Here is a 6,881-nt window from a genome sequence, read left to right on the forward strand (position 1 = left end):
TTCAGGGTTCCAAAGAGCTCGTTCTTGCGGACGAAAGAATATAAGAAACGGCCGGTCAGCTCGGTCTGGGTCCGATAGCGCTTGATCGCGGCGTATTTCCGCTGAGTATCGCGCTTGGTGAGTGGGAATTCCTCCCAGTGCGTGTCCAGCGAAACCATCTGCGCCGGCGGCGGCAGGCCGACATCTTCATGCAGACCCTGCGGGACAGGCCAGTCGCCGCGATGCACAAGGTAGTAGTGCAGCTGCGCATGCTGCGCCCAGCCGACGCCCTGCGAGCGCAATTGTTCTAAAGCAGTGCGGACAAAGACACTGGCGGCGGCGTGGTCGGGATGGTCGTCGTTCGGATGCGTCACGTAAATATCGGTCGGCTTGACCGCGTTCATCTGCGATTCGATATCCTTCAGCAGCGATTCGCCGCAGTAAGCCGCCTTGGGCGTGTACGAATTGTCATAGGGACAGTGGTCCGCCTGGGTGAACGCGGATGTGAAGGGCTCATCCGCGCTCCAGTTGGTCGTCCACATCGGCATCAAGCCGCGATCGGGATATCCGAAGAACTGGATATTGGATTTGGGGACGCCTAGCACGCCAAGCGCCGTCTGCGCTTCCTTTTGGCGGATGTACGCGTACCGGATAAAGTCCTTGGTCGGCACGCTCAGCTCGCGGAACTCGCGCGCGACGCTGACCCGAAAACCGTCGCCGTTCGTGAGGATCGCCACATGGACATCGCCCTTGTTGAGCAGCGTTTGGCGCATCAGGCCAGCCGCGCCCAGGGTCTCATCATCGCAATGCGGCGCAAAGACTAGCAGCGACTGCGCGGCGGTCGGCGGCGCCATCTTGTGAAACTGGCTCGTGTCCGCGACAGCCTTGTTGCCCGCCCAGATGTTGTAGCCGATCGTCAGGCCAAAAGCGCCGGCGACGCACGGGGGGAGCATCATGGCGCACGCCACGGCGCGGCGGCGCGTGCGGCGCTTCAGCCGCTCGGCGTCCGTCAAAATCCGTTTCTGGCGTACTTTGCGTTTGGTTAAATTCATATTTTGGTAATGTTACTTCGAAGTCAAAAGCGGCATGATCTCCAGGTAAGCCGCTGTGATCAGTGGCTCCCAGCGCATCAGCCAGGCCTTTGGGTTCGTCAGCAGTTGCTGGGCTGCGGCCTCCAGCTCCGGCCATTCACTGAGAGCCTTGGCGGCGGAGTTCATTCCTTCGGCTTCCAGGATCAGCGCGGCGCGGTTCACATCGCGCGTCCGTTCCTTACGTATCAGCCAGCAGACATCTAATGTGGCGTATTTGAAGCTCTTTAAGTTCCACCAAACCTGCCGCGCCCAGTCGTCTCCGGCGGCCCATTCGCGGCGCTTGAACTGCTGACGCATCGTGCGCAGCGTGTCGGTAAATCCATGGCGGATCGCCTCTTCCGCATCGCGACGGTTCGGCTCAGGCAGGGTCAGGTTTCCGCGCAGCTGCTTGGCGAACGCGAATTGAAATCGGTAAAACGCGGGAAGGATCTCGTACTCGCGACTGTTCACGACAAAGAATTGGACGTTGGGGTAGAGATCGCGGCAATCGCGCGTGGCGTATGTCACGCAGTTTTCTACGGCGTCGACGACCAGAAAAAAGTCAAGGTCATGCGCCGTCAGGGGATTGTCGGCGGCGGATCCGTAAAGAGCCAGGAGTCGGAGGTTGCCGCCCAATCGGCGCGCGGCAACGTCCACCAATTGATCGATGAGGGCTGCGCTTGGCATCCGCGGTGACTGTACCTTTAGCGGCCGAAGCCGCTTCCGTAAGAGTATTGCGAAATTCAGAGGAAAATGGCGGAACGGGTGGGATTCGAACCCACGAATGAGAGTTAACCCCATTACACGATTTCCAGTCGTGCTCCTTCGACCAACTCGGACACCGTTCCTTGATGCGCGAAGACCATTCTAACACAATTGAGATGCGAATGTCAAGACCGGCACGCCATCGGCCACGAATAATCTTGACAAATCCCCTCTCGCGCGCTATCCTATAAGGCGCCGAGAAATTTCCCAGAACAAACAAAAATTAGGCCTTTCGCCTCATCCGCCCAGTCAGGACGAGCGGTACAATAGTCTCGTTACACAGCGATCACGCCGAGGAGACCAGCGCAATGCCCAGTACAATAAAGACCGTCACCGCGCACTTCGCCGAGTCCGCGCGCAAATATCCGGACCGGCCGGCGCTGACCGCCAAGTCGCCGGAAACCAAAGATTGGGTCACGCTCACTTACAAAGAAGTGGAGGAGCGCGCCCGCCGTTTTTCTCTCGGCCTGCGCGCGCTGGGAGTTGAACGCGGCGACCGAGTCGCGATCCTCTCCGAGAACCGAACCGAATGGGCGATCGCCGATATCGCCATCCTTTCGTCCGGCGCCGTCACGGTTCCCATCTACTCAACCCTGCCGCCGGCGCAGGTCGCGCACATTCTCGCCGACAGCGGCGCCAAGGCGATGATCGTCTCCGACGCCAAGCAGCTGCAAAAGGCGAACGTCTCCCGCGAGCAGTGTCCCGGCCTCACGGTCTTCGTGACGATGGAGGAAAGCTCGGCCAAGGGCGACGTGCTCTCGTTTGACGCCGTGATGCTTGAAGGCGACCGCGCGACGCTCGAAGAAAGCTTTGAAGCGCGGCGCGACTCGGTCAAGCTCGACGACCTGATGAGCCTCGTCTATACCTCCGGCACCACGGGCAATCCGAAGGGCGCGATGCTCACGCACGCCAATATGGGCACGGCAATTGAGGGCGCAATCAATGCGTTTCCAGTCACCCCGCCGAATGACACTTTTCTCTCGTTCCTGCCGCTTTGCCATGTCTTCGAGCGCGTCACCTACAGTCTGTCGCTTGCCATGGGGTCGCATACCTACTACAACGACAGTATTTTCAAGCTGATTGACAACATGGCGTTCGCCAAGCCGACCGTCATGCAATGCGTGCCGCGCGTCTTCGAAAGCATTCATGAGCGTGTGACGGACACTATCGCCAAGGAGCCCGAAAACAAGCAAAAAGCCTTCGCCTGGGCGATCGAGGTCGGTGGCGCCGTCGCCGAGCGCCGCAACGCCGGGCAATCCGTTTCGCCGATGCTCCTGATCAAGCACGCCATCGCCGAGAAGCTCGTGCTTTCCAAACTGCGCGACAAGTTCGGCGGCAAGCTCAAGTTCTTTGTCAGCGGCGGCGCGCCGCTCAACGCCAAGACCGCCGGCTTCTTCAACGCCATCGGCATCCCGATCCTGGAAGGCTGGGGACTGACCGAGACCACGGCGGCCTGCGCCACCAATCCGTATGGACGGGCAAAGATCGGCACGGTCGGTATCGCCGGCTTCGGCGCGACGATCAAAGTCGCCGGAGACGGCGAGCTGCTGACGCGCGGCCCGAATGTCATGCGCGGCTACTGGAACAACCCCGAAGCGACCAAGGATGTCATCGACGCCGACGGCTGGTTCCACACAGGCGATATCGGCGTTATCGACTCCGAGGGTTACGTCAAGATCACGGATCGTAAGAAAGACATTATCGTGCTGGCGAACGGCAAGAACGTCGCCCCTCAGCCGATCGAGTCGCTCATGAAGCAAAGCCCCTTCATTAGCGAGATCGTCCTGCTCGGCGATAAGTCCGGCGGCGTCAGCGCGCTCGTTCTGCCCAGCTTCGACAAGCTCAAGACATGGGCGCAGGAGCAGGGCAAGGAAAAGATGAGCCCCAGCGAAATGGCCGCCGATCCCGCCGTTCGCAAATTGATCAAAACCGAGATCGACAAGCTCTCCGGCAATCTCGCCGACTACGAAAAGATCAAACGGATCGCACTGCTGGAAAAGGCGCTCAGCATCGAGAACGGTGAACTGACCCCAACGATGAAGATCAAACGCAAAGTCGTCAGCGAGAACTACGGACGCCTGCTGGAGCGTGAGTCTTAAACTGGAGCGTGAGTCTTAAATATGTGGCGGCGGGAAGATCCCGGAAGAGGCGCGGGGGTTAAACGCCAGAGGGTATCAGGGCGAGCGAATAACGACAATTTCAAGAGGCGCCGGCGGTTAAAACCGCGCCTACGAGAGCGCCAAAGTCCACCTACGTGGACTAAATGCTTTTACTCGAAGATCATGACATGCGATCTACAGCCTTTAACCCACGGAGGTGGGTTTTGGCGCCTTCGTAGGCGCGGTTTTAACCGCCGGCGCTTCTTAATCGTATACTGTAGCCGACCAAGAAAAATATTTATGAGCGCAACGCTGGAAAATCAGAGTTCATCCCGAGAAGCGGCGCCACTGTCCCTGCCGGCAATTTTGGCGTACAGTCTGGCGAACCTCGGCGTCGGCGCGTTTTATGCGTTCAACAACTTTATCCTGCCGCTCTGGCTGGGGAGCTACACGCACAACGCCATGCTGAAGGGGATTCTTGCGGAGACGCATTCCTTCGAAGGCGCTATTCTTCAGCCCCTGGTCGGCTCCGCGAGTGACCGGCTGCGCACGCGCTGGGGACGGCGCCGCCCGTTCATGATCCTGTTCGCGCCGCTGTCCGCGCTCTTTCTGCTGCTCACGCCGCTGGCGGCGGCGCTTCCCGCGCCGCTGCGGCTGGGAGGAATCGTCGCCTGTATCTTCCTCTCCACGCTGGTCTTCAACTTCTTCATTGACCCCTACCAATCGCTGATGGCCGACATCACGCCCGCGCGGCAGCGTGGACGTGTTTCGGGGATCTGGTTTCTCGTTGGCGCGCTAGGGCAAGTTGTCGTTCTCTTACTGCCGATCCCGATCGTCTATCGATTTGCGCTGGTTGCTCTGCTCATGATCGTCCTGACGGCGGCGACCTGTGCAACAACACGGGAAACGCCGACAACGAGTGGAATTACGGGAGAACAGGATGAGCCGGCGATCCATCATCTCAGTTATTGGGGAGAAATGTCGGCGGCGACAAGAGGGCTCACGACACTGCGGCAGGCTCGTCTATTCTTGATCATGTACTTTTGCTACGGCGCGGGAACAAGCGCCGTCGTTCCGCAGCTGACTCCGTTTATCAAGAGCATCACCCACTGCACCGACGATCAAGCGCTGCATATGGTGCTGATCCTGATGGTGGCCACGGCGATCGGCGGAGTGCCCTGCGGCTGGCTTTCCGATAAGATCGGCCCGAAGGCCATGATGACGATTGGAGTCGCGATGATCGGCCTCGCAGCCATCAACGGCCTGTGGGTAAACAGCCTCCCCTCCGTGGCGATCGTGCTGTTCTTCGCGGGCCTCGGCACGGCGGCGCAGAACGCATCGGCATACCCCCTGCTCACGCGGCTCGTTCCGTGCGAGGAGATCGGATTTTTCACGGGGCTTCAGACAACGGCGCTCAGTATCGTTGGCCCCGTTTCGGTGCTCGTCACCGGCGCGCTGATCAACCATTACGGCGAGCGTATGATCTTCGGCGTCTGCTTCGTCTGTATCCTAGGAGCGCTCGCTGTGATCAACCGTCTGCGGCCGGAGCTTGCCGCCGCCGAAATCGAACGGCATCTTCAACTCAGCGCCGCGAGAAATAACGCGGCGACGACGAGCTAACTTATGATTTACTTTTTGTTCTATCCCATCGTCTTTACCGTGCTGCGCGTAATGATTCGCATTTACGGGCGCCTTCGCTCCAGCGGCGAGCACAATGTTCCGCAAACAGGCGGCTTGATTTACTGCCCGAACCATACCACGGACGCCGACCCGCCAACGATGTTTGTCACCCTCCCCCGCCGCGCCTGGTTCATCGGCAAATCCGAATTGTTCGAGACGCCTGTCTTCGGCTGGTTCTTTCATCACTTCCACGCCTTCCCCATCAAGCGGGACAGCGCGGATCGCGCGGCCCTGCGCCGCGCCGAAGATTGCCTGAAGCGCGGGGAGCCGATCATTATCTTCCCCGAGGGACGTTGCGCGCAGGACGGGAAGCTCCAGCGGCTTCAGCCCGGCGCCGCCATGCTCGCCATGCGCGCCGGCGTCCCGATCGTCCCGATCGGAATCCAACACGCCAATGAGATGCTGCCTTACGCCGCAAAAAAGCCGCAGTTTAGCAAGCATCCTGTCACGGTGAAGTTCGGTGAGCCGATTCATCCGTCGAAGTTCGCTTCCCTGCCGCGCAGCCAGGCAATTGAGGAAATCACACGAGAGCTAGGCCTCGCGCTCGCAGCGTTGACGGATCAGGCGCCGCCGCCGGTAGACGCCGTGCGCGAAAGACGAAACAAACGAGAGAAAACTTTTGTCGAACACAGTAAAACTACGGATGGAGCCGTTGCTTCTTGACAAGGGCGATGGGAAAAACACACAATAGAGATATGACACGATTGAATGCCTCCTTCCTCGCCGCGGCGGCCCTCACCGCCGTTCTTCTGGGCGGAAACAGCGCACACGCGCAGCTGGGTGATAACACCCCCGTCGACGCGACGCCTGCTCCCCTGCAGCCCGCCCCCGTCACCCTTCCAGGGACGGCGACGACGCCCGGCGGAGTGACGACACAGTCGTCCGATGTCAACATCGCGGCTCGCGATCCGCGCACACTGCACCCTTTACTGATCCCTACGGACCGCGAGTTGCTGGACAATCTGGACAAAGGCCGGGAGATCGGCAAGTCCAAGCAAGATTTTATCGACATCCTCGCTCCTTCGCGCCGCGCCTATCAATATCGCGCCGGAGGCATTCTGGGCGAGACGCGGCGTCAAACTGGCGTTGTCACCTGGGTAACTCCCGGGACTGAGGCGCGCTGGCGTGGATTTCTAGAGCAGCGAAATTTCGCCGACTCCGCCGGACGCGATGCGGACTTCAAGGCGCTGGAAACAGCCGTGACCGCCCCGCAGCGAACCCTGACGTTCCTGGTCGAGATTTCAGATCTTTTCCCGCGCCAGCGGAACAAGAAGGTTCCCGATCCCCC

6 protein-coding genes and 1 tRNA gene are annotated in these 6,881 nt (G+C 60.0%); 4 read left to right on the forward strand and 3 right to left on the reverse strand.

What is annotated here, in order from left to right:
- The 3 genes from ABIZ35_RS23935 to ABIZ35_RS23945 form a co-directional block, all read right to left on the reverse strand.
- A partial coding sequence (locus tag ABIZ35_RS23935) for a PIG-L family deacetylase (RefSeq protein WP_348222446.1) occupies positions 1–1,031 on the reverse strand: 1,031 nt, incomplete at its 3' end.
- 12 nt (positions 1,032–1,043) lie between these two features.
- Positions 1,044–1,736: a hypothetical protein gene (locus ABIZ35_RS23940; RefSeq protein ID WP_348222447.1), complete on the reverse strand. Its 693-nt coding sequence runs from the start codon at positions 1,734–1,736 to the stop codon at positions 1,044–1,046.
- A 67-nt stretch (positions 1,737–1,803) separates the two neighbouring features.
- Positions 1,804–1,897: transfer RNA gene (locus ABIZ35_RS23945), tRNA-Ser, on the reverse strand.
- 225 nt (positions 1,898–2,122) lie between these two features.
- On the opposite strand from ABIZ35_RS23945, the gene ABIZ35_RS23950 reads away from it, so the two are divergent.
- The 4 genes from ABIZ35_RS23950 to ABIZ35_RS23965 form a co-directional block, all read left to right on the forward strand.
- Entirely contained in the window at positions 2,123–3,913 is a 1,791-nt protein-coding gene (locus ABIZ35_RS23950; RefSeq protein WP_348222448.1) for a long-chain fatty acid--CoA ligase, read from the forward strand.
- Positions 3,914–4,213: 300 nt separating this feature from the next.
- A complete protein-coding gene (locus tag ABIZ35_RS23955; RefSeq protein ID WP_348222449.1) occupies positions 4,214–5,533 on the forward strand; it encodes an MFS transporter in 1,320 nt (439 codons plus the stop codon).
- A gap of 3 nt (positions 5,534–5,536) precedes the next feature.
- On the forward strand, positions 5,537–6,256 hold the full coding sequence (locus ABIZ35_RS23960; protein ID WP_348222450.1) for a lysophospholipid acyltransferase family protein: 720 nt from the start codon (positions 5,537–5,539) through the stop codon (positions 6,254–6,256).
- Between the two features lie 32 nt (positions 6,257–6,288).
- The coding region (locus ABIZ35_RS23965) for a hypothetical protein (protein ID WP_348222451.1) at positions 6,289–6,881 on the forward strand (593 nt) is incomplete at its 3' end.

Source organism: Capsulimonas sp. (genome assembly GCF_039929585.1).
In the GTDB taxonomy this organism is placed as follows: domain Bacteria; phylum Armatimonadota; class Armatimonadia; order Armatimonadales; family Capsulimonadaceae; genus Capsulimonas.

Excerpts from the sequence above, each read along its gene's own strand:
- ABIZ35_RS23940 (WP_348222447.1), bottom strand. The coding sequence starts at position 1,736 with ATGCCAAGCGCAGCCCTCATCGATCAATTGGTGGACGTTGCCGCGCGC.
- ABIZ35_RS23950 (WP_348222448.1), top strand. The coding sequence starts at position 2,123 with ATGCCCAGTACAATAAAGACCGTCACCGCGCACTTCGCCGAGTCCGCG.
- ABIZ35_RS23960 (WP_348222450.1), top strand. The coding sequence starts at position 5,537 with ATGATTTACTTTTTGTTCTATCCCATCGTCTTTACCGTGCTGCGCGTA.
- ABIZ35_RS23955 (WP_348222449.1), top strand. The coding sequence starts at position 4,214 with ATGAGCGCAACGCTGGAAAATCAGAGTTCATCCCGAGAAGCGGCGCCA.